Here is a 19,495-nt window from a genome sequence, read left to right on the forward strand (position 1 = left end):
AAACGTAGAGGTAGTTTAGACTTTTAAAGAAATTATAATTTCTTCTATGCTTTTCAGAGGGAAATTAGGAGAAAGCCCATTTTGCTTTACTACAATTTTTCCCTCTAGATGCAATCGTTCAATTTCTATCAAAACATCCGGAATGAAATATTCCCATGCTTCAGGAAAAATCCATTGAAGAACTTCTGAGGGGTTAAAATCATGCCCCTTCTTTAGTCTTGCCATTTCCAAAAAAGCTACTTCTAAAATGGATATATTTTGATACCTATTCAAATTGTCAATTACAGATCATAATAAATGCTGGGGGGAAATTCTTAAGCGTAAAGCTTGTCTTTATCTCAGAAAAATAATCCGCAAATTGATATTTCAACAGATATGAATAGCAAATCTGAATAAATTTACCCTCTTCCGTTACCGAATCTTTACTTTTCCGATAAATTTGTGCCCTAATTGGCTTAGGAATCAAACTAAATGGTAAAGATGAAAGAATAAAATCTGCTTTAACTTGATCAAGATATTTGTCAATATTCTCAGCAGAATCACAGATGATAATCACATTTTCTTGAGGAAACATCTTTTCTAAGTTGTCGCAAAAATTCCTGGAGATTTCAAACACCAATAACTTGGCATCGCTATCCATTCTCTCAACAATTCCTTTGGTAATACTTCCATCACCGCCACCCAATTCAACTAATAATTTTGCGCCTTTGAAATCTGCAAAAGATAACATTTTATCTACCAGGGGTTTTGAACTAAAAGTAATCGCACCTGTAGTACCAATATTCGTAAAAAGCTCTTTGAAGAGTTTATTTCTTGACATTCTATTTAAGTTAAAAAGCGTTTTATTCTTAAGACCAGTTCTGATGGATTAAATGGCTTAGAAATAAAGTCATCAGCACCTAAACTAAAAGCTTTATCCACAGCATTCTCTTCATCACCAAGCGAAGATAAGATTAAAATAGGCATATTTGGAAATTCCTTTTTGGCTAAGTGAGTAACTTCGAGGCCTGATTTGTATGGCAACATAATGTCCGTCAGTACAAGATCTGGCTTATATTGTCTTATTGCTTTGATTCCACTATCTCCATCTTTAGCAATATAAACTTTATATCCTTCTTGTTTAAGTTTATATTCAGTCATTTTAAGGATTAGCTCGTCGTCTTCAATCAATACTATTTTATATACCGAAGTATTAGTCATAATTTTCTAAAATCTATATTGCAGATTCAAGAATCCTTCGTATTCACTTTGGGTTAACCCAGGAAAGTATTCTTGATAATTGTACATAAATTGGATACCAAATAGGATTTTGTCAGAAAAGGTTTTGTAAAATCCTACTCCAACCCTGTAAGAATCAAGCGCAACTCTATTGTCAAACTGACCAAGAGTCGTTCTTTCATCAGGTGATGTCCCATATCCACCTATAAATGTAACATAATCAAATCTCCCCCCAAAGAAATATCTTGTAGTAAGAGTAAAAGCTGGGTAAAAGTTATCCTCTTCATTTTGAATAAATGTTCGAAGATTAATCCATGCAGGCCCTATATATTTCCCAATTCCAATTATTCCAGACTTAAATTCTCGGTTCCCTTCTGGGGGTGTCACCAAAGTATACCTTATACCAAGTTCTCCTTCCCAACCATTAACAAAATTTTTGTAGTAAGAATAACCCAATCTCCAATTTGGAAATACAAAATCTGAACTATAAGCTGCCCCTAAGTAAGAATATGAATTTTTACCTGTGAAAATATACGACTCTAATTCATATTGAACACCATTGTTAATTGATTGTCCAGCACTCAATCTATCTGCATAATTTACTCTACCTATTAGACTCCCCCATTCTCTTTCTCTGATATATTGTAAGCCAAGTAAATGCCAAGGTCCAACACCCTCTCTATTGAAACCGGTCAAACTATAATTAACCCCAATCCTATCAGAGTTAAATCTAGACTCTAAAAGATTAAAGCGTTGACGAAACTCCGATTGATCAGGATAATTCTTTAAAACCTGATTAAGAAAATCATATTCATCTCTTTGATCACCTTTTTCTAATAAAATCTCATACTCAAATCTGAGTAACTTTTGTTCATCGATTTGATTGATTCTTGCTTCGTTGATTGTCTGTTGTGCAGCATCAAACTTTTTCAATGAAAGTTCAATTGGTATCAGATATAAAAAAACCTCTTTGTATTCCTTATTTCTCTCTAATACATAATTAAAGAAGTAAGAGGCACTGTCTAAATTTGACTCTCTTTGATGAACTCTGCCCAAAAGAACATGAAAATCCAAATAATTTGGAGCAATGGAAACACCTTTCCAAGCAAGCTTTTTTGCATATTCAGTATTTTTATTTTCATTAAATTCCTTATACGCTTGGATTAGCAAACTATCAGAATCCACTTGTTGTGCTTGCACGACAATAATAAGAATTGTGGAAAATAAAATTGAGAAAACTATTTTTTTCATGACTATTTCTTCTTTGTAAGAAAACCTGTTCTTTGCATATTACCCCACTTTTGTTCTTTATTTAAAAAATAATGCCAATACCCCTTCAATGCTGCATAAACACAAAAAGGGTGATATACAAAAGGTTCAATAATACCTTTGAGAATGAGTTTAAGCAGGTCTTTTCTAGATCTATAATATTTGTTAAACCATTCATCCAATAAAACGGAGACAATTGTAATGACTAGATAAAATATATATATCACGCCCATCAACTTTAAAACACCTAATAAATATAGATCTAAAAATATTATGCTTACTATGATTGTGATTAGTCCAAAAACCTCCAAAATAGGTACTAAGAATTCAAAGAAAAAGAAGTAGGGCATGGCAATAAATGCCGTTTCCCCATACTTTGGATTAAAGAATATCTCTTTATGGATAGCAAGTGTTTGTATTAATCCTCTGCCCCATCTTACCCTTTGACGTAAGAGAACATCCTTCGTAGATGGTACTTCTGTCCAACATAGCGTTTCAGGAATGTAAAGAATCTTAAAATCCTCGTCGATTTCATGCATATATTTTCTCATTCGTGTTATAAGATCCATATCCTCTCCTAAGGATTTATGCCAGTACCCGCCTACTTTTATAACGATCTCTCTATCAAACATTCCCAAACCACCTGAAACTAAGAGTAAGGAATTTATATGCCCCCAAGCCATTCTACCAAATAAAAAAGCTCTTATGTATTCAAGTTCTTGAAAACTAGCCCACCAATTCGAGGGAAATTGAACATCAACCAAAAATCCATCTTGCACTATACAAGAATTCGATGGTCTCAATGCCCCTCCTGTTGCGATTACCTTCTTATCCGAACCCATAAATGGTTTAGCCAATTTCATAATGGTATCATTCCTCAAAATACAATCGACATCAGTACATAGGAATAAAGGATACTGAGCAGAATTTATCCCTGCATTAGAGGCGTCTGCTTTACTTTTTCCATTTTCTTTATCTACAACTAATAACCTTGAATAAAGTGGATTTGATGATTTATAATGACCTCTAACATGCTTGGTTTCGATTTTTGCTTCATAAAAAAAATCAACCTTGACCAACTCAAATTCATCAACTAATTTCTGGAGTGTATCATCTGTGCTTCCATCATTAACTATTACTACTTCGAACTTTGGATAATTAAGATTCATTAATGATCTAACATTATCTACTATAGTTAGTCCCTCGTTAAATGCTGGAGCCACTATAGAAACACCAATAACATGATTAGACTTTACAAAAATATCATCCTTCAAAAAATACTTATTATTATTATAATCTTTAATAGCCAAAAATGCTAAAACAGCTAAAATAAGATATAAAAACAAATATGAGGTGGAGAAGATTAAGATAAATCCTTCATAGTACTCCAAGAATATTTTAAAATAATCTAACATTTATATATTTGGGTCAAGTACGTGAGATTTTAACGCCTTTAATTTAGGTTCATCTTCAAATGAATTCTCAAAAAATGCGGCACCAATGTCCCTTAAAGCACGCATTATAGATAATAATATTTCAGATCGATACGGATTCCTTATTAATTGCATTAGGAATGTAGCGGCATCTTCGGATCCAATCAAACCAAGTACATCAATTATTTTTGCTTGTACAATTTCACTCTCTCGGAAATAAATTTCAATCAGTTTACTCTCACTATCTGATAGCAAAAGTTTTCCTATTGTATCAATCGCACTCAACCTTATATATTCATGTGGAGAATCAAGAAGGTCGATCACCTTGGGTGTAAACTCTAACGCATTATAGTGAGCAACCAGTTTTAATACAAACCCCACATGACTCGGGATATTAAAGTCTAGCCATTCTCCTAACTGCAATGGTTTTTTGATCTTCTTCCTTTGAATTATATCAAGCAGCTTAATTTCATCGATGGGACTTATAAAATCTGCATAATCTTCAAGAATTTTGAGAGGGTCTTTATCAGATAAAGAAATATAAGCTAGTAAAGCAGCTGTCCTAATTTGCATATTTTGATGCTTTACAAGAGGGTATATGGCTTTTGAACTAGGGGAATGACCTAGCTCTCTCCAATAATATAGTGCCTTGCTTACGTAGTACCATTTACCAGTCATAAGTAAACCATTCATATAAGTATAAAGTCCTAATTTTAAATAAATCTTGATTAAAACATCTTTTTGATCGCCTTTAAAATTCTTATCCAAGTCAATAATATTTTCGATAAGGAGTTCTTTACACCAAGTTTTATGAAATGGAATCTTTTTTTTCAATTTATCAACTTTCCTATTGAGTGCATTGTCATCAACGTCTCCTTCAAAAAGTATTGATGAGAAAAAACCATAAATTTTGTATTGTGCTAACTTTTCTTGATCTTCTCTAATTAACCTTTTTCGTTTAAGTCTCAGGAGATAAACTATAACAAAAAGAAGAAGAAAAAAAAAAGAGATTAAAACATAATCTATCACTGATTCAAAAATCCAAAAATCATTAAATGCAAAAAGAAATTTAGTATTAACAAGTGACATCAACTTTAATGTATTTATTGAAAAATATTTAATTATGTATCGGAGAGTATTTTTAACATACTCTCCGATTCAATAATAGCACAATTATTTAATTATAAGAATTTTTTAACCACTTTTTGACTCTAAAAGCAAGTTCATTCGGTTTAAACGGTTTCGGAATAAAATCAGATGCCCCTTTTGAAAACGCTTCCAAGACAGTCGCTTCTTCCTCACCGAGCGAACTCAAAACAATAATTGGAATCTTTGGATTAAATTTCTTTGAATGATATATAATTTCTATCCCACTTCTGTGAGGAATTAATACATCAGTAATGATAAGATCTGGGGAATCTTTTTCAATGGCTTCAATTCCAGCTAATCCATCTTCCACCATCGTAATGTTGTATCCTTCCTTCTTCAATCTAAAGTGAACAAGGGAAGAAATTAACTTATCGTCTTCAATAATTAGAATGTTTTTCATAGCTATTTTTATTTGGAAACATCGAAATATACGAGGTTTTTGGTATAAAAAAATCACAAATGATTGTCATAAATAATGCAATTTTTCTTATTAAAATTATAAACATACCTTTTTGATTTATGACTTATGGATTTTGCCGTTCCTAACAAAAATAGACTATAAAAAAAATAAAAATTTTTCGTAAAAAAATCTTTTGCTAGCTTACAGATTAATAAAATTCAACAAAACATCAATCTATAGAATGAATATCTACACAAAAATCAAGTTACAAGGTAGCTTAATCGTGGCGGTGTTTTTCCTTGCTTTCATTTCTGTAAAGGCACAAAGTGACCCAAGTGGAACCAAGCGAGTGACCAGCACTTATGCAATCAAAAACGCTACAATAACCACGGCGCCTGGCAAAACTATAACTGGTGCTACTATCCTTTTTAAAGACGGTCTAATTCAGGCAGTAGGGACAAATGTAAGTCTTCCAGCAGGTACAGATGTGATCAATGGAGATTCATTGTTTATATATCCTGGATTTATAGATGGAGGAAGCTCAGCTGGAGTTACAAGACCTTCTGAACCTGAAAGACCTTCTAACTTTGACTCCTCAAATCCTTCAGATGAACTAGCTGGAATTACTCCTTGGAGAAATGTTATTGATCAAGTTGATATGAATAATAACGCCATTAGCGACTGGAGAAAAGTAGGCTTCACCATTGCGCACATGATTCCTGATGGAGGAATGATCGCTGGGAAATCTGCAATAGTGGTTTTTGGCAGTTCTTCATCAACAAATATTCTTGCGCAGCAAACAGCCTTAAGTGCAAGATTCCGTGGTTCCAGAGGAATGTATCCAGGCACCCCTCTTGGAGTTATGGCTAAATTTAGAGATGTCTATAAGAACGCTGAACTTTCTGCAAAGCATCAAAATATTTTTGCTTCAAATGTTGGGTTAAACAGACCTGAGATTAATAAAACACTTGAAGCAATGTACCCGGTGTTAGACAAAAAAATCCCTGTGATATTTGAAGTATCAAATGATTTAGAAATCAGAAGGGCATTGAGACTTCAAAAAGAATTAGGCTTTAACCTGATGCTATTAGGTGTCACTGAAGTAGACAAGGTACTTTCAGAAATCAAAGCCGCAAATGCAACTGTATTACTCTCATTAACATTACCTGAAGATAAAACCAAAAATAAATCAGAAGATCTTAATGAAGAAGCTCAAAATCGAACAGATAGAGTAAAAGAAGCTTACGAAACAGCATTGAAACAAGCAGGAATGCTAGAAGAAGCGGGTGTTAAATTTGGATTTACCACTTCTGGCTCAAAAAGTGGTGATTTGATGAAAAACCTCAAAATCATGATTGACAATGGCTTAAGTGAAGATGCAGCATTAGCAGCATTGACAATAAATAACGCTCAAAACCTCGGCATTCAAAAATTCGCAGGAACTTTAGAAAAAGGTAAACTTGCCAATATGGTAATTACTACTGCTCCTATTTTTACCGAAGATGCTCAAATCAAGCATGTTGTGGCTGATGGTTATGTTTTTGACTACGAGATCAAGCCTAAAAAAGCTGCCAATGGAAATAAAAATGGAAACGGTACAAGTGGAGTGTCAGGAACTTGGGAATATATATCTGATACCCCGGCAGGAAGCTCAGGTGGTATGATGATGATTGATAATTCTACGAATGGATATGAAGGTACTATCACTTATGATGATCCTGCAGGAAATGGAAAAGCCCAAGCAACAATGAAGAACATTTCAGTAAAAGATGGAAAAATGAGTTTCACTTTTGATGTATCGGCAGGTGGAATGGAAATTTCAGTTTCTGTAAACGGAGATTTGACTGATGACCAATTTACAGGAAGAATGTCATTAGCTGAATTTGGGAGTTTTCCATTGACTGCGACAAAAAAACCAAATCAATCCAATCTCTAAACCAAAATAAAAATGAAAAAGCTTAATTATATCATAGCCGCATTTTTGGTGATGGTTTGGATGCCTTCTATGGGTCAAACCCCAAAGGGCTCTGTACTTATCAAAAATGCAACAGTTATCACCATTACTCAAGGTACTCTAGAAGATACTGATGTATTGGTAGAAAATGGAATAATCAAAAAAATAGGAAAAGGTCTTTCTGCAAACAATATAACAACGATCGATGCTAAAGGAAAATATGTGATGCCTGGAATCATCGATGCCCATTCGCATGTGGCGCTTGATGCCGTAAATGAAGCAACTGCCCCAATCACATCAGAAGTTCAGATGGCTGACGTCGTAGATCCTTATGATATTGGACTTTACAGAGCTTTGGCTGGTGGCGTGACTATCTCTCACGCCATGCACGGATCAGCAAATGCTATTGGAGGTCAAAATATCACCTTAAAGCACAGATACGGCACATTCAATCCTGAAGATTTATTTATGAAAGAAGCTCCAAGAACCATAAAGTTTGCTCTTGGTGAAAACCCAACACGTGTTCATGGTAGAGGAAAAAATATTCAACCAAGAACAAGAATGGGTGTGGAAGCCGTTATCAGAAATGGTTTCAATGAAGCATTACAATACAAAAAGGCTTGGGAAACTTATGAAACAGCTTCTAAACAAAAAGGAGCAACACCAATTCCACCTAAATATGATGCTAGATTACAAACTCTCGTAGATATCCTTGATGGTAAAGTCATCATTCATTGTCACTCTTATAGAGCAGATGAAATATATGCCTTAATCAACACTTGTAGAGATTTTGGCATTACGAATATCGTTTTTTCTCACGTAAACGAAGGATTTAAAGTCGCTCCTGAATTGGCAGAATACACGATGGGTGCATCTGTATTCGCAGATTGGTGGGCTTACAAGTTTGAAGTGTATTATTCTACAGCTTATAATGCAGCTATCCTAACAGAGAATGGAGTAATCACATCAATTAACTCAGATTCAGGAGAATTGATCCGTCACTTATATCACGAAGCAGGTAAAACTCAACGATATGGGCAATTGACTGACGATCAAGCATTGGCATTGATTACTATCAATCCGGCTAAACAACTGGGTATAGCTGATAAAGTTGGATCAATTGAAGAAGGTAAGCAAGGAGATTTAGTGATTTTCAATGATCATCCTCTTTCTGTTTATGCCATTCCTCAAATGACCTTTGTTGACGGAGTGAAATACTTCGATTTGGAAGAAGATCAGAATGATATGAGATTAAGAGTTAGCGCAAGCGAGACAGTTGAGCCAATATTCTTAAAAGAGCATGACCACAATTGTATGCATGGTGTAGATTTCTTCTTTACCAATTTTGGTAGAAATTTGTTTGAACACTCTCACTAATCCTATCCCTGTACAATTCAAAATTTAAAATATCATGAAGAAATTCAATTTAATAATATACATAATGGCTTTGGTTTTCCTACCAACGCTATTACAAGCTCAACAATTCGATGGTGAATTTATCAAACCTAGAAACGGTAAGTTTTTGTTAAAAAATGCAACTGTAGTCACTGTAACAAAAGGAAATATCGAAAATGGTAGCGTGCTCATCGTGAATGGTAAAATAGAAGCTGTTGGGAAAAATATTGCTGCTGGAGATGCCGAAGTCATCGATTGTACTGGACAGTTTATTTATCCAGGATTGTTTGATGGAGGAGGTAGACTAGGATTAGTTGAAGTAAATTCAGTTCCTGAAACTCAGGATTTTTCTGAAATAGGGAATGTCACTCCAAACATGCAAGCTTTGGTTGCGATAAATCCAAATTCAGAAGCAATTCCTGTTACTAGAGTGAGTGGTGTCACTACAACTTTAGCAAATCCTTCTGGAGGGATTTTTCCTGGAACAGCGGCATTGATTAATTTAAATGGATATACTCCTGATCAGATGTATGCAGGTTTTAAAGGAATCATCATGAATTTCCCTACTTCTGCTAGAAGAAGTACATGGGACAGAAGAAGTGAGGAAGAAGTAAAAAAGGATGCTGAAAGAGCACAGAAAAACCTTAACGATATTTGGGATCGAGCAGTGAAGTATCAAGCACTGAAAGCTGCTAATGCTGATTTGGATTACTATCCTGAGATGGATCAATTAGCGAAAGCTGTAACTGGAGAACTTCCACTTTTAGTTGAAGTAAATGCAGCATCAGATATTTTAGTTGCTCTAAAATGGATTGAAGAAAAAGGGGTCAAAGCCATCTTAACAGGCGTTGCTGAAGGTTGGAGAGTGGCAGAAAAGATTGCAGAATCTGGACTTCCCGTAATTACTGGACCAATGCTCTCTATACCAACTAGACAGTCAGACCGATATGATGCCGCATATACCAATCCTGGAGTAATGGCCAAAGCTGGAGTGAAAGTTGTAATCAGATCAAACGATGCTGAGAACACTAGAAACCTACCTTTCAATGCAGGTTTTGCAGCAGCTTATGGAATGGGAAAAGAAGAAGCTCTTAAAGCTGTAACCATCAATGCAGCAGAAGTATTTGGGATCGCTGATAGAAGAGGTTCTATTGAGGCCGGAAAAGATGCTACTTTATTTGTTTCTTCTGGTGATCCATTTGAGACCAGAACTCAAATTATTCATGTATTTATTGATGGCTACAGAGTACCTATGAGCAATCGACATATCAAATTATATCAAGAGTTCTTAGAAAGATCTCCAGGTTTAGAGAAATAATTCTCTAATTCTTTTTTAAAAAATGCGGACTTGATTGACAAGCCCGCATTTTTTTTTCTTCTTTTGTATTAAAAATAACCTCAGTCATGAAATCAATCTTGAAATCCACTCTTCTAATATTTTCAATTTCTTTTTATTTAGTTTCTTGTAGTCAAGAAAAGAAAACGGATGTAAATCAAGTAATTGAAAAATTCAAAATTCAATACGCACCTGATAAAAGAGTAGCACTATGGGATATTCAATGGGATGGTAAAAACCTGACAGGTGAAACGAATTTAAAGATGCCACTTAACTCCTTTTTAACTTCACTTGATAGTGCTGGAGTAGAATATCAAAACCAAATCAAACTCTTTCCTGATGGGGAACTTGAGGGAAAAGAATATGCCATTGTCACCATTTCAGTTGGAAATATCCGAAGTGAACCCAAACACTCTGCAGAATTAGCCACTCAAGCAACCATGGGAACACCGCTGCAAGTTTTGAAAAAACAGGATACTTGGTATCTAATTCAAACTCCTGAGGGATACATATCATGGATCGATGCCGCAGGAATCACTTTGATGACAGAACAAGAAATTAATGCTTGGTATCAAAAAGAAAAAGCGGTTTTCATACCACTTTTCGGACATGTCTTTGCTTCCGAAAGTGAAACAGAAATTGTAAGTGATCTCGTTGCAGGAAATATCTTAATAGCACAAAATGAATTTCAAAACCATCTGGAAATATTACTTCCTGACGGCAGATCAGGGTTTGTCAGAAAAGATCAAATGATGCCCTATGAAGAATGGCTTGCTTCTAGAGAGACAAGTCCAGATAAATTAATTCAGACGGCCAAATCTATGATGGGTGTGCCCTACCTTTGGGGCGGAACTTCTGTCAAAGGAGTTGATTGTAGCGGTTTTACAAAGACAATCTTTTTTCTTAATGGAGAAATCATTCCCCGCGATGCTTCTCAGCAAGTTCACGAAGGAGAAGAAATCGATGTAAATAGGAATTGGGAAAATCTTGAAGTAGGCGACTTGTTATTTTTTGGAAGTAAAGCCACCGCTGATTCAAAAGAGCGTGTAGTGCACGTAGGAATGTGGATTGGGAGCAATTCGTTTATCCATTCAAGAGGAAGAGTTCGCATCAGCAGTTTTGATCCTGCGAGTCCTGATTATGACGAATACGAACTCAATCGATACCTCAGAACCAAGAGAATTATTGGAAAAGAGAGTAAAAATATCAAAAATGTAGAAGGTCTTTTTGAATCCATCCCAAATAGCTGATGAAAATAGCCTCCACACCTGATCCTCCCTATTACGCCGTTATTTTCACAAACCTACTGAACAACGATTCGGAAGGCTACAGTGAAATGGCCGAATTAATGGAATCTCTTGTCATCAATCAAGATGGTTATCTCGGGCACGAATCTGTAAGAGATGGGATGGGTATTACCGTGAGTTATTGGGATAGCTTGGAATCCATCAAGAAATGGAAAATGAATTCAGAACATCTCCTCGCTCAAAAAATGGGGCGTGAAAAATGGTACAAGCAATTCAAAACAAGAATCTGTAAAGTAGAAAGAGATTATGAATTTGATTCAAATTTTGGAGTGATTTGATTTTTTGATTTTTAAATTCAAGCCGATTTGGTTTGTTGTAAAATCTAACTAAAACAAATTCAACTTTCTTATATTATGACAAATCTATTAATTCTTCTGATTCAGCACATCATACTTGGTACTTTGTACAACGTACTTCGTAAATTGACATGGGTTCATCAAAAATCTTCAAAATCAAACCACAACTGTTTTCCAAAATGAATTTTTTCTTCTAGCAAGTTCAAATTTGAAATCCCAATACCAAATAATCTAACAGCATCTGTGAGTCTTTCTTGATTAAGAAGTTCTAAGACTGTTTCCCATATTTTCTCTTTATCAGGATATTGATCGAAGCTCTTACTGCGCGTTTGAAGGGTAAAGTCCTTGTATTTGATTTTCAGGGTGATTGTTCTTCCCTTAATCCTTGTTTTCTCGATGCGCCTCATCAGTTCTTCAAAAACACCTTTCAAAGCTTCTTCCCATTCTACTTGTGTTGGTAGGTCTTTTTCAAATGTATTTTCAGCACTGATAGATTTTCTTTCTCTATTGGGTTGAACTTCGCTCATGTGAATACCCCGGACGATATTGTAAAAATGAAGCCCAGATTTACCAAATTTCTTAGTAAGGAACTGCAGGCTGTATTCTTTAAGGTCTTTGCCTTGGTGAATACCGAATTTCTTCATTTTCTCAGCCGTCACTTTCCCGATTCCAAAAAACTTTTCAATAGGCAATTTCTCTAAAAAAGCCTCTGCCTCTTTTGGTAAAATGACAGCTTGACCATTAGGCTTATTGATATCTGAAGCGATTTTGGCTAGGAATTTATTATAAGAAATGCCAGCTGAAGCATTCAAGCCTGTTTGCGACTTGATTTTCGCTCTAATTTCTTTAGCTAACAAGGTGGCTGATGGGTTTTCGAATTTATTTTCGGTGACATCCAAAAATGCTTCGTCCAAAGACAAAGGCTCAACCAAGTCTGTGTATTCGAAAAAAATTTCACGGATTTGGAGAGAGATCTCTTTGTATCTTTCAAACCTAGGTCGTACAAAAATTAAATGAGGACACTTCAAGGCTGCCATTTTACCAGACATAGCTGAGCGCACACCAAATTTTCTTGCCTCATAAGATGCCGCGGCTACTACTCCCCTTTCTCTATTCCCACCTACTGCGACAGGTTTTCCAATCAAATCAGGATTATCTAACTGCTCAACAGAAGCATAGAATGCATCCATATCGACGTGTATGATTTTCCTGATATTCTCCATCTGCTAACCTTCAACACTTTTACCAGATAACATTTCTATGATTGCGGACGCCTTAAGTAAGCATTCTTCATACTCATAGGAGGCATCTGCATCAAAAGTTATCGCACTACCTACTGCAAAAAAACCCTTTTGTGCTGTTTTATCGAAAAGAATACTTCTAATGATGACATTAAAATCCAAATCTCCATTCTCAGAGATATGGCCAACTGTACCAGAAAACCAAGCTCTTTGAAAGCTTTCATAGTATTCTATCAGCTGCATACATTTGATTTTTGGAGCTCCAGTCATGCTACCCATAGGAAAAGTAGCATGAAAAAGATCTTTCAAACCCAAATCTTCTCGGCAAGTCGAACTGACAGTAGATATCATTTGAAAAACTTTGGGAAATGCATAAACTCCGAAGAGTTCATCGACTTTCACAGAGCCTGTTTCGGAGATTTTTGAAAGGTCATTCCGCATCAGGTCCACAATCATCAAATTCTCCGCACGCTCTTTCTCACTTTCAAATAATTTCGCTTTCAATAATTCATCTTGTTGAGCATCAGCTCCCCTTTTGATTGTTCCTTTGATGGGTTGAGCGATCATTTTCTTTCCTTCTTTTTTCAAAAAGCGCTCCGGAGAAGCGCATATGAGATATTTCTCTTCAGCTTTGAAAAGTGTGGTAAAGGGCATTGGTGATTTTTTTATCAAATCTAGATATCCAAAAATTGGATTCCACTGCATTATGTCGAAAGAAAATGACATACAATAATTCATTTCATAAATATCGCCTTCCACAATGTGCTTTTGGATGGCATGAACCGCCTTTTCATATTCATCTTTTGAAGTCTGTGGCTGTATTTCTACAAAGGGATTCGGTTTTTGATAAATTTCAACTTGAGTTACTTCTTCAAAAACTTTTTCTGGATTACTACTTTCAATACTTATTTTATTAACTTCAAATTGGATCTTAAGTTCAGGAATAAAAAAAACAGATTCCGGTAAGGTGATTATTGTCTGATTCTGACTGGATAACTTTTCTATTTTATTTTTATAGTCATAACTTAAAATCCCCACTAATTCATCTTTTCTATATAATTCAAAAGCTCGCTCTAAGGGAATTGATTTTTTTGCAGCATAAAATGATTTTTGAAAACCTTCTTGAGGATATTCTACTTGATGATCATCAAAAAAAGCAAAATAAGGATAGTTTGTATCTGCCCAATACAGAAGTTTTTGCAACCAACTGCTCTTGGAATTTTCTGAAATTGGAAAAGTCTGAATCATGCTACAAAATTAACTTTTAAACACAAAAAAAGAGGAAACCTTTCGATTTCCTCTTCTAATCAATCTATATAATTGGTTTAGTTTGCTTTGATATCAAAGTTTACACTTACTGTGTTGTAGATAAACTGGTCTTTTGCTTTATCTACCGCTGTACTTTCGTCACCGTACATCAAGCCCCAGTTTGTTCTATCGATGTTGAAACCTGCTTGAGCAGAAACAACACCATTATTAATAGATACTATTGCAGGGAATTTAATATTTTTTGTATTACCTCTCATTGTCAAGTTACCAGAGATCCAATGCGTTGGAGTTCCTGAAATCAATTCAGAATCTTTCTTCGGCGTGTTGTCAGTTACAAATTCGTCATTATCTTCGATTTGATCACCTGTGCTGTAGGTTTCAATAGAAGTTACTTCGAAAGTTGCTTGAGGATGATTTGCAGCATCGAAGAAGTCCGCTGACTGAAGGTGACCCCAAAGTTTACCATAGTTTTCATCCGATTCTTCAATATCCTGAATTTTCAATCCTGTGATATCAAAGACAAATTTACCACCAGTAATGGCTTCTCCTTCTACTACCAATTCACCTGACGTAACTGGAATAAAACCGTAATGCTGACCAGCTGGCTTGTAACCTCTCCAATCTACTTTACTTGTAGATGCATCGATAGTTAGCGTAGAACCTGTAGCTTCACCTACTTCTTGAGCATCAGTAGTTTCTACTGTTTCGCTTGGAGACCCACAAGATACCGCGATCATTGCTGCAGCGATAAACAAACCTGTTTGTTGTAATAATTTCATAATTAATTGTTGAATTTTAGTTTCTGATTTTAAATGTATATACACGAAAACCAATGTTGGCTAAAAAAGTTCATAAGTACGTAAAAAAAATTATGCAGGTGAAGGGTTTTTGTAAATCAGTGGACTCAGAATGTTGCTAAAGCATAAAAAAATGCTCGATATTTTTAAATTTAAAAGTCTTGGGCGGTATTTAAGACCGCTAGAACATGAATGAAATCTTCAAAATAAAGTAACTTTGAGTGTAATAAGACCATTTCTCTTTGATTAAGTAAAAAATAGAAAAGAGACGAAATAAAAATTTGAATGCTATCGATATGATTTTAATATTTGAATAAATAACAATGATATGAATAGTGCAGAAGAAATCAGAAATAGCATAATAGACCAGCTATTAACTATTTCAAACAAGGAATATCTAAAAGCTATATTTGAAATCATAAATAATAGCAAAAAAGAAGGTGAAAAAATTCAACTTTCAGATGCCCAAATTGCGATGCTAAATATGAGCGAGGAAGATATCAAAAAGAACCGACTAATTTCTCAAGAAGATTTGGATGAATCAGATTTAAAATGGCTAGAAAGTTAATAATTTGGACCAAAACAGCAGTTCGCCAAAGACGTGAAATTCTTAAGTATTGGGTGAATAGAAATAAATCTAACACCTATTCAAAAAAGTTGATCAAGAAGATCAAAAATAAAGTGACTTTTATATCAGAGAACCCAGAAGCGGGGAAATTGACTAATCATAAGGACAGCAGAGAATCTGCAATGGAAAACTTTAGCAGTTACTATCAAATTGTCGAAGAATCAATCATCATCACTGCATTTTGGGATAATCGACAAGACCCAGATGAGTTAATTAAAATTTTAAAGTCATAGTCTTTAATCACTGATAAATTAATAATTAATACACTTAAAAATGCCCCTAATTAAAACTATCAAAGGAAAAAGTCCCCAAATGGGCGAAAACTGCTGGTTGGCAGATAATGCAACTGTGGTTGGAGATGTCATCATGGGTAAAAACTGCACGGTATGGTTCAATGCCGTCGTCCGTGGAGATGTGCATGAAATCAGAATCGGGGACGATACCAATATTCAAGATGGCGCAGTCATTCACTGTACATATCAAAAAGCTGGAACCTACATAGGCAATAAAGTTTCTATCGCCCACAACGCAATTGTACATGGCTGTACCATTCATGACAATGTTCTGATCGGTATGGGAGCAATAGTGATGGATGATGCCGAGGTACATTCAGGGGCAGTGATAGCAGCAGGGGCAGTTGTTCTAGCAGGCACAATCGTGGAAGCTAACAGCATCTACGCTGGAATGCCCGCCAAAAAAGTCAAGACTACTGGTCCTGAAATGCTAGAAGTCATCGAAAGAACCGCCAAAAACTACCCGATGTATGCAGAGTGGTTTAAGGAAGAAGAATAGGATTTATCATTTTAGAACTAGAATTGATGTTTACTATTCTTTTCTATTCTGATTATAAAACCAATTAAAATCTAATAAATACCAAATTAAATAAAATATTTTATCGTTTTAATTTTTAATAACATCTATTTTTTTTGTCTTTGATCAATTACTCTTATTTTAGACAATATTGATTCAAAGCATATGAAAGAAGAATATTTTAAATGGCATTCTCCAAATCTAAATCGGCAAGTGGAAATGTTAGTTTTTGGCCATGCGGGTTATCCAGTTGTTTTATTTCCTACTTCCATGGGTTCATTCCACGAAAATAAAGACATGGGTTTGATTGAAAAATCAAGATGGTATTTAGAACAAGGCTTGATTCAAATTTTCTGCCCTGAGAGCAATGATAAAAACAGTTTTTATAACAAAGGCATTCATTCCCATGATAGGATTCAAAACCATGTTGCCTATGATAAAATGATCAATCATGAAGTTGTCGAAAGAATTCGCCATAACACAGCAGTAGGAAAAGTTGCTATGGCGGGTTGTAGCTTTGGAGGTTATCACGCTGCAAATTATGCCTTTCGTCATCCTGGATATATAAGCCATATGTTCTCCATGTCTGGAGCTTTTGACATTCGCAGCTTTATGCATGGATACGAGTACGATGACATATTCTATCATTCACCCTTAGAGTTTTTGAATGGGCTCAATGATCCAGAACTTTGGAACATGGATATTGTCTTAGGCACCTCGAATTGGGATATTTGTTTTGATGCGAACATCAAGCTCAGTGATATTTTGGAACAAAAAGGCATAAGACATTGGCTTGATGTAAGAAAAGATAAAAATCATGATTGGCCATTATGGAAAGAAATGTTTCCACATTATTTATCAAGAATAAAATTTAACTAAAGTATATCATCTTATGAAAAAAATAGGAATCCTTTTTGGTATGGAAGATACTTTTCCCCATGCATTTATCGAAAGAGTAAACGAAAAAAATGAAAAAGGCATAGTAGCAGAGGCAGTAAGCATTGATAAAGTAATACAAAACCAACTTACAGAATATGCTGTAATTATTGACCGGATATCTCAAGATGTTCCCTTCTACAGAGCCTATTTGAAAAATGCAGCCTTGACAGGTACTGCTGTTATCAATAATCCATTTTGGTGGTCTGCTGATGACAAGTTTTTCAACAATGCCTTGGCAGATACCTTGGGCGTCCCCCTACCCAACACAGTAATCTTACCTTCTGCCGAGCATCCTACGGATACCACTGCGAAGTCATTTAGAAATTTGGCTATGCCAATGGATTGGCAGGCGATCTTCGATTATGTGAAATTTCCTGCTTACATGAAGCCGTATGCAGGCGGAGGATGGAAAAATGTATATAGATTGGAAAGTAAAGAAGAATTTTTCCAAAAACACCAAGAAACTGGGCAACTCGTCATGATGCTTCAGGAAGAAATTGTTTTTACAGAGTATTTTAGAGTTTACTGTTTGGGAGGAAAAGCCGTTCGCATCATGCAATATGAACCTCGTAATCCGCATCATCTTCGCTACGTCATCGATGGGCCGCCAGTCTCTAAAAAGTTGCTTGCAAAAGTAAAAGAATATACGCTAACCCTGTGTAAGGGATTAGGCTACGATTTCAATACTGTAGAATTTGCAGTGAGAGATGGTATTCCGTATGCGATTGATTTTGGCAACCCAGCTCCAGATGCAGATATCAATTCTGTTGGTCAGGAGAATTTTGATTGGGTAGTTGAAGAAGCTGCTAAAATGGCAATTGCCTATGCAAAGAGCCAAAAACCTGGGAAAATAAATCTTACATGGGGCACATTTATGAAAAATGCCGTGAGTTCAGCAAAACGTTTTTAAAGATGAAAAAATTACCAATTTTTACTTTAGGAGTAGAAGAAGAGTACCAGATTATCGATCCTGACACCAGAGATTTGCGCTCTCACATGTCCAAAATCGTGGATGGAGCAAAGATTTTCCTCAAAGAGCAAGTCAAATCTGAAATGCACCAATCGGTGGTGGAAGTAGGAACCAACATTTGTAATAATGTAGCGGATGCCAAAAAGGAAGTAGCTTTCTTGCGTCACAAGATCGTAGAGCTTGCTGCGAAACAAGAATTGATCGTTGGAGCTGCAGGAACACATCCTTTCTCCAAATGGCAAGAGCAAGCCATCACGGATGATCCAAGATACCATCACATCATCAATGAACTTCAAGACACTGCACGATCCAACTTAATTTTTGGTCTTCATGTTCACGTGGGAATCGAAAATCGAGATATTGCCTTGAAGATAATGAATCAGGCTTGTTACTTCTTGCCACATATCTATGCACTATCAGCAAATTCTCCATTTTGGGAAGGAAGAAACACTGGTTTCAAGGCATACAGAGCCAAAGTTTTTGCGAAATTCCCTAGAACAGGTTTGCCAGAGTATTTTGATTCTGTTCAGTCTTATGATAACTATCTTGATACTTTAGTAAAAACCAACTGTATTGACAATCCAAAAAAAATCTGGTGGGATTTGAGAATGCATCCATTTTTCAGCACGATAGAATTTAGAATTTGTGATATGTGCCTTACTGTACAAGAAACAATTTGTATAGTTGCTTTAATACAAGCTGTAGTCGCCAAGCTTTACAAAATGAATCTAATGAACACAAGTTTCAATATCTACAGAATCGCTTTGATCAGAGAAAATAAGTTCAGAGCTGCACGATATGGAATTGAAGGAAAAATGATTGATTTTGGTGAAAAGAAGGAAGTCGAGTACAAAGATTTGATGGTCGAGCTCTTGGATTTTGTAGATGATGTAGTGGATGAATTGGGAAGTAGAGAAGAAATCAATTATGTTCATCAAATCTTGGCTGAAGGAACAGGAGCAGATAAGCAGTTGAAAGTTTGGGAAGACACTCAGGATCTAAATAAAGTTGTAGATTTAATTACAGATCAATTTACAAAAGGAATATAAAATCCTAAATGAAACCCTCCTATCTTTGAGAAATT

At 35.4% G+C, this 19,495-nt stretch carries 21 protein-coding genes; 11 read left to right on the plus strand and 10 right to left on the minus strand.

All coding sequences use genetic code 11. The annotated features are described in order from the left end of the window. Nucleotides 1-15: 15 nt before the first annotated feature. The 7 genes from BELBA_RS16840 to BELBA_RS16870 form a co-directional block, all read right to left on the minus strand. Nucleotides 16-273, minus strand: coding sequence for a hypothetical protein (locus tag BELBA_RS16840; RefSeq protein WP_014773880.1), 258 nt, complete (start codon nucleotides 271-273; stop codon nucleotides 16-18). 4 nt (nucleotides 274-277) lie between these two features. Next, nucleotides 278-820, minus strand: coding sequence for a class I SAM-dependent methyltransferase (locus BELBA_RS16845; RefSeq protein WP_014773881.1), 543 nt, complete (start codon nucleotides 818-820; stop codon nucleotides 278-280). A 5-nt stretch (nucleotides 821-825) separates the two neighbouring features. Then, the gene (locus BELBA_RS16850; protein WP_014773882.1) at nucleotides 826-1,200 is read right to left on the minus strand and encodes a response regulator transcription factor; all 375 of its coding nucleotides are present in this window, start codon (nucleotides 1,198-1,200) and stop codon (nucleotides 826-828) included. A gap of 6 nt (nucleotides 1,201-1,206) precedes the next feature. Next, nucleotides 1,207-2,469: a YaiO family outer membrane beta-barrel protein gene (locus tag BELBA_RS16855; protein WP_014773883.1), complete on the minus strand. Its 1,263-nt coding sequence runs from the start codon at nucleotides 2,467-2,469 to the stop codon at nucleotides 1,207-1,209. A gap of 2 nt (nucleotides 2,470-2,471) precedes the next feature. Beyond that, on the minus strand, nucleotides 2,472-3,902 hold the full coding sequence (locus tag BELBA_RS16860) for a glycosyltransferase family 2 protein (RefSeq protein WP_014773884.1): 1,431 nt from the start codon (nucleotides 3,900-3,902) through the stop codon (nucleotides 2,472-2,474). Continuing rightward, nucleotides 3,903-5,009 carry a HEAT repeat domain-containing protein gene (locus BELBA_RS16865; protein WP_014773885.1) on the minus strand — a complete coding sequence of 369 codons (1,107 nt, stop codon included), beginning with the start codon at nucleotides 5,007-5,009 and terminating at the stop codon, nucleotides 3,903-3,905. An 88-nt stretch (nucleotides 5,010-5,097) separates the two neighbouring features. Next, nucleotides 5,098-5,469 (minus strand): response regulator transcription factor, encoded by a 372-nt coding sequence (locus BELBA_RS16870; RefSeq protein WP_014773886.1) that lies wholly within the window; start codon nucleotides 5,467-5,469, stop codon nucleotides 5,098-5,100. A 241-nt stretch (nucleotides 5,470-5,710) separates the two neighbouring features. Between BELBA_RS16870 and BELBA_RS16875 the strand changes: the two genes are divergently transcribed. From BELBA_RS16875 to BELBA_RS16895, 5 genes are all read left to right on the plus strand, one after another. After that, nucleotides 5,711-7,405: an amidohydrolase family protein gene (locus BELBA_RS16875; protein ID WP_041779424.1), complete on the plus strand. Its 1,695-nt coding sequence runs from the start codon at nucleotides 5,711-5,713 to the stop codon at nucleotides 7,403-7,405. Nucleotides 7,406-7,417: 12 nt separating this feature from the next. Continuing rightward, nucleotides 7,418-8,800 carry an amidohydrolase family protein gene (locus BELBA_RS16880; RefSeq protein WP_014773888.1) on the plus strand — a complete coding sequence of 461 codons (1,383 nt, stop codon included), beginning with the start codon at nucleotides 7,418-7,420 and terminating at the stop codon, nucleotides 8,798-8,800. A 34-nt stretch (nucleotides 8,801-8,834) separates the two neighbouring features. After that, the gene (locus tag BELBA_RS16885) at nucleotides 8,835-10,136 is read left to right on the plus strand and encodes an amidohydrolase family protein (protein WP_041779425.1); all 1,302 of its coding nucleotides are present in this window, start codon (nucleotides 8,835-8,837) and stop codon (nucleotides 10,134-10,136) included. An 86-nt stretch (nucleotides 10,137-10,222) separates the two neighbouring features. Then, complete coding sequence (locus BELBA_RS16890; RefSeq protein ID WP_014773890.1) at nucleotides 10,223-11,404, plus strand: C40 family peptidase; 1,182 nt, start codon at nucleotides 10,223-10,225, stop codon at nucleotides 11,402-11,404. Then, nucleotides 11,404-11,739 carry an antibiotic biosynthesis monooxygenase family protein gene (locus tag BELBA_RS16895; RefSeq protein WP_014773891.1) on the plus strand — a complete coding sequence of 112 codons (336 nt, stop codon included), beginning with the start codon at nucleotides 11,404-11,406 and terminating at the stop codon, nucleotides 11,737-11,739. Before BELBA_RS16890 ends, BELBA_RS16895 begins: the two co-directional genes overlap by 1 nt. Nucleotides 11,740-11,897: 158 nt before the next feature. On the opposite strand, the gene dinB is transcribed toward BELBA_RS16895, so the two are convergent. The 3 genes from dinB to BELBA_RS16910 all read right to left on the minus strand — a co-directional run bounded on the left by dinB (nucleotide 11,898) and on the right by BELBA_RS16910 (nucleotide 15,046). Beyond that, on the minus strand, nucleotides 11,898-12,980 hold the full coding sequence (gene dinB, locus BELBA_RS16900; protein ID WP_014773892.1) for a DNA polymerase IV: 1,083 nt from the start codon (nucleotides 12,978-12,980) through the stop codon (nucleotides 11,898-11,900). A 3-nt stretch (nucleotides 12,981-12,983) separates the two neighbouring features. Further along, the gene (locus tag BELBA_RS16905; RefSeq protein WP_014773893.1) at nucleotides 12,984-14,246 is read right to left on the minus strand and encodes a chorismate-binding protein; all 1,263 of its coding nucleotides are present in this window, start codon (nucleotides 14,244-14,246) and stop codon (nucleotides 12,984-12,986) included. A 77-nt stretch (nucleotides 14,247-14,323) separates the two neighbouring features. Continuing rightward, entirely contained in the window at nucleotides 14,324-15,046 is a 723-nt protein-coding gene (locus tag BELBA_RS16910; RefSeq protein WP_014773894.1) for a YceI family protein, read from the minus strand. A gap of 346 nt (nucleotides 15,047-15,392) precedes the next feature. Between BELBA_RS16910 and BELBA_RS16915 the strand changes: the two genes are divergently transcribed. From BELBA_RS16915 to BELBA_RS16940, 6 genes are all read left to right on the plus strand, one after another. Beyond that, entirely contained in the window at nucleotides 15,393-15,632 is a 240-nt protein-coding gene (locus BELBA_RS16915; RefSeq protein WP_014773895.1) for a hypothetical protein, read from the plus strand. Continuing rightward, the gene (locus BELBA_RS16920) at nucleotides 15,617-15,925 is read left to right on the plus strand and encodes a type II toxin-antitoxin system RelE/ParE family toxin (protein WP_014773896.1); all 309 of its coding nucleotides are present in this window, start codon (nucleotides 15,617-15,619) and stop codon (nucleotides 15,923-15,925) included. The genes BELBA_RS16915 and BELBA_RS16920 overlap by 16 nt, the downstream gene beginning before the upstream one ends. A gap of 40 nt (nucleotides 15,926-15,965) precedes the next feature. Then, nucleotides 15,966-16,484 (plus strand): gamma carbonic anhydrase family protein, encoded by a 519-nt coding sequence (locus BELBA_RS16925; protein WP_014773897.1) that lies wholly within the window; start codon nucleotides 15,966-15,968, stop codon nucleotides 16,482-16,484. Between the two features lie 183 nt (nucleotides 16,485-16,667). Next, nucleotides 16,668-17,381 carry an esterase family protein gene (locus tag BELBA_RS16930; protein ID WP_014773898.1) on the plus strand — a complete coding sequence of 238 codons (714 nt, stop codon included), beginning with the start codon at nucleotides 16,668-16,670 and terminating at the stop codon, nucleotides 17,379-17,381. Between the two features lie 13 nt (nucleotides 17,382-17,394). Beyond that, nucleotides 17,395-18,351: an ATP-grasp domain-containing protein gene (locus BELBA_RS16935; RefSeq protein WP_014773899.1), complete on the plus strand. Its 957-nt coding sequence runs from the start codon at nucleotides 17,395-17,397 to the stop codon at nucleotides 18,349-18,351. 2 nt (nucleotides 18,352-18,353) lie between these two features. Then, nucleotides 18,354-19,460, plus strand: coding sequence for a carboxylate-amine ligase (locus BELBA_RS16940; RefSeq protein WP_014773900.1), 1,107 nt, complete (start codon nucleotides 18,354-18,356; stop codon nucleotides 19,458-19,460). The last annotated feature ends 35 nt before the right edge of the window (nucleotides 19,461-19,495 follow it).

The sequence above is a fragment of the Belliella baltica DSM 15883 genome (assembly GCF_000265405.1).
GTDB classification, from domain to species: Bacteria; Bacteroidota; Bacteroidia; order Cytophagales; family Cyclobacteriaceae; genus Belliella; species Belliella baltica.

What these genes read in the sequence shown, in the direction of transcription:
- BELBA_RS16845 (WP_014773881.1), bottom strand. Translation starts at nt 820, where the DNA reads ATGTCAAGAAATAAACTCTTCAAAGAGCTTTTTACGAATATTGGTACT.
- BELBA_RS16850 (WP_014773882.1), bottom strand. Translation starts at nt 1,200, where the DNA reads ATGACTAATACTTCGGTATATAAAATAGTATTGATTGAAGACGACGAG.
- BELBA_RS16855 (WP_014773883.1), bottom strand. Translation starts at nt 2,469, where the DNA reads ATGAAAAAAATAGTTTTCTCAATTTTATTTTCCACAATTCTTATTATT.
- BELBA_RS16860 (WP_014773884.1), bottom strand. Translation starts at nt 3,902, where the DNA reads ATGTTAGATTATTTTAAAATATTCTTGGAGTACTATGAAGGATTTATC.
- BELBA_RS16865 (WP_014773885.1), bottom strand. Translation starts at nt 5,009, where the DNA reads ATGTCACTTGTTAATACTAAATTTCTTTTTGCATTTAATGATTTTTGG.
- BELBA_RS16870 (WP_014773886.1), bottom strand. Translation starts at nt 5,469, where the DNA reads ATGAAAAACATTCTAATTATTGAAGACGATAAGTTAATTTCTTCCCTT.
- BELBA_RS16875 (WP_041779424.1), top strand. Translation starts at nt 5,711, where the DNA reads ATGAATATCTACACAAAAATCAAGTTACAAGGTAGCTTAATCGTGGCG.
- BELBA_RS16880 (WP_014773888.1), top strand. Translation starts at nt 7,418, where the DNA reads ATGAAAAAGCTTAATTATATCATAGCCGCATTTTTGGTGATGGTTTGG.
- BELBA_RS16885 (WP_041779425.1), top strand. Translation starts at nt 8,835, where the DNA reads ATGAAGAAATTCAATTTAATAATATACATAATGGCTTTGGTTTTCCTA.
- BELBA_RS16890 (WP_014773890.1), top strand. Translation starts at nt 10,223, where the DNA reads ATGAAATCAATCTTGAAATCCACTCTTCTAATATTTTCAATTTCTTTT.
- BELBA_RS16895 (WP_014773891.1), top strand. Translation starts at nt 11,404, where the DNA reads ATGAAAATAGCCTCCACACCTGATCCTCCCTATTACGCCGTTATTTTC.
- dinB (WP_014773892.1), bottom strand. Translation starts at nt 12,980, where the DNA reads ATGGAGAATATCAGGAAAATCATACACGTCGATATGGATGCATTCTAT.
- BELBA_RS16905 (WP_014773893.1), bottom strand. Translation starts at nt 14,246, where the DNA reads ATGATTCAGACTTTTCCAATTTCAGAAAATTCCAAGAGCAGTTGGTTG.
- BELBA_RS16910 (WP_014773894.1), bottom strand. Translation starts at nt 15,046, where the DNA reads ATGAAATTATTACAACAAACAGGTTTGTTTATCGCTGCAGCAATGATC.
- BELBA_RS16915 (WP_014773895.1), top strand. Translation starts at nt 15,393, where the DNA reads ATGAATAGTGCAGAAGAAATCAGAAATAGCATAATAGACCAGCTATTA.
- BELBA_RS16920 (WP_014773896.1), top strand. Translation starts at nt 15,617, where the DNA reads ATGGCTAGAAAGTTAATAATTTGGACCAAAACAGCAGTTCGCCAAAGA.
- BELBA_RS16925 (WP_014773897.1), top strand. Translation starts at nt 15,966, where the DNA reads ATGCCCCTAATTAAAACTATCAAAGGAAAAAGTCCCCAAATGGGCGAA.
- BELBA_RS16930 (WP_014773898.1), top strand. Translation starts at nt 16,668, where the DNA reads ATGAAAGAAGAATATTTTAAATGGCATTCTCCAAATCTAAATCGGCAA.
- BELBA_RS16935 (WP_014773899.1), top strand. Translation starts at nt 17,395, where the DNA reads ATGAAAAAAATAGGAATCCTTTTTGGTATGGAAGATACTTTTCCCCAT.
- BELBA_RS16940 (WP_014773900.1), top strand. Translation starts at nt 18,354, where the DNA reads ATGAAAAAATTACCAATTTTTACTTTAGGAGTAGAAGAAGAGTACCAG.